This window comes from Mesorhizobium sp. M1C.F.Ca.ET.210.01.1.1 (assembly GCF_004791585.1).
Lineage (GTDB): Bacteria > Pseudomonadota > Alphaproteobacteria > Rhizobiales > Rhizobiaceae > Mesorhizobium.
In genome coordinates this window covers 1-2,075 of sequence record NZ_SRUU01000071.1, presented here as the reverse complement: position 1 = coordinate 2,075, position 2,075 = coordinate 1, and the positions used below count along the sequence as shown (strand labels likewise).

Genomic DNA, 2,075 nt, shown 5'->3' with positions numbered 1-2,075 from the left:
CCGCAACGTGCTGGTGGTCAGCGAAGCGATCGAGCGCGCCGGCCAGGCGCAGGCCGCCGCGCAGTAGGAATTACCGGGAGGACAACATGGATATCCACGAATACCAGGCCAAGGAATTGCTCGCCAGCCACGGCGTGCACGTGCCGCGCGGCGGCCTCGCCTACAGCCCCGAGCAGGCGACCTACCGGGCGCGCGAGATCGGCGGCTCCAAATGGGTGCTGAAGGCGCAGGTTCATTCCGGTGCCCGCGGCAAGGCCGGCGGCATCAAGCTCTGCTCGAACGACGAGGAGATCTCCAACGCTGCCGAAGGGATGCTCGGGCGCAAGCTGGTCACCCAGCAGACCGGCCCGCGCGGCAAGCTGGTGTCGCGCCTCTATCTCGAGGAAGCGGTCGACATCGCGCAGGAGCTCTATCTCGGCTTCGTGCTCGACCGGAAGGAGGAGCGCGTCATGATCGTGGCTTCGGCCGCCGGCGGCATGGAGATCGAGGACATCTCCGAAAAGCAGCCGGATTCCATCATCCGCGCCACCGTCGATCCCGGTGTCGGCATGCAGGGCTTCCAGGCGCGCGAGATCGCCTTCGGCCTCGGCCTCGAGAGCAATCTGATCGGCAAGGCGACCGAGACCATTCTCGGCTGCTATCAGGTGTTCCGCGACTACGACGCCTCGATGCTGGAGATCAATCCGCTGGTGGTGACGCGCGACGGCAATCTCGTCGCGCTCGATGCCAAAATGTCGTTCGACGAGAACGCGCTGTTCCGCCGCCCGGAAATCTCCGAGCTGCGCGACAAGAGCCAGGAAGACCCGCGCGAGACCTTCGCCAGCGACCGCGGCCTTTCCTATGTCGGCCTCGATGGCAACATCGGCTGCATCATCAACGGCGCCGGGCTCGCCATGGCGACGATGGACATGATCAAGATCGCCGGCGGCGAGCCGGCCAACTTCCTCGACATCGGCGGCGGCGCCTCACCGGAGCGGGTGGCGAAATCCTTCCGCGCGGTGCTCGGCGACAAGAACGTCGAGACCATCCTGGTCAACATCTTCGCCGGCATCAACCGCTGCGACTGGGTGGCCGAAGGCGTCATCAAGGCGATCCGCGAGGTTGGCGTCGACGTGCCGCTGGTGGTGCGGCTCTCCGGCACCAAGGTCGAGGAAGGCCGCAAGATCCTGGCCGATTCCGGCGAGAAGGTGATCGTCGCCGACACGCTCGCCGAAGCCGCCGAAAAGGCCGTCGCCGCCTGGCGCAAGGTCGCCAAGAACAAAAAAGCAGCCTGAGGGAGGTCGAAAAATGGCAATCCTGCTCAACCGCAGCACACGCGTCATCGTGCAAGGGTTCACCGGCAAGATCGGCAGCTTCCATGCCGAGGACATGAAGCGCTATGGCACCAAGGTGGTCGGCGGCGTCACCCCCGGCAAGGGCGGCCAGACGCATCTCGGCCTGCCCGTCTTCAACACCGTCAAGGGCGCGGTGCGCGAGACCCGCGCCGAGGCCAGCATCGTCTTCGTGCCGCCGCCCTTCGCGGCCGATTCGATCATGGAGGCGGCCGATGCCGGCATCAAGCTCTGCGTCTGCATCACCGACGGCATCCCCTCGCAGGACATGATGCAGGTCAAGCGCTACATGCGCCGCTACCGCTTCGAGGACCGCATGCGCCTCGTCGGCCCGAACTGCGCCGGCGTCATCACCCCCGGACAGGCGCTGATGGGCATCATGCCCGGCAGCATCTATCTCCCCGGCCGGGTCGGCATCGTCGGCCGCTCGGGCACGCTGGGCTACGAGGCGGCCTCGCAGATGAAGGCGCTTGGCATCGGCGTGTCGACCAGCGTCGGCATCGGCGGCGATCCGATCAACGGCTCGTCCTTCAAGGACATCCTGAAACTGTTCGAGCAGGACGACGACACCGACGCCGTGGTGATGATCGGCGAGATCGGCGGACCGCAGGAGGCCGAAGCCGCGATCTGGGCGCGCGACAATATGAGGAAGCCGCTGATCGCCTACATCGCCGGCCTTTCGGCGCCGAAGGGCCGCCGCATGGGCCATGCCGGCGCCATCATCTCGGCCTTCGGCGAGTCGGC

The 2,075-nt window shown here is 66.6% G+C and carries 2 protein-coding genes; both read left to right on the top strand.

Annotated features, from left to right (window positions below; genetic code table 11):
* The first annotated feature begins 86 nt into the window (after positions 1–86).
* Complete coding sequence (locus tag EN853_RS32825; RefSeq protein ID WP_127863032.1) at positions 87–1,274, top strand: malate--CoA ligase subunit beta; 1,188 nt, start codon at positions 87–89, stop codon at positions 1,272–1,274.
* A gap of 13 nt (positions 1,275–1,287) precedes the next feature.
* On the top strand, positions 1,288–2,075 hold a 788-nt coding region (gene sucD / locus EN853_RS32820), incomplete at its 3' end, for a succinate--CoA ligase subunit alpha (RefSeq protein ID WP_127863031.1).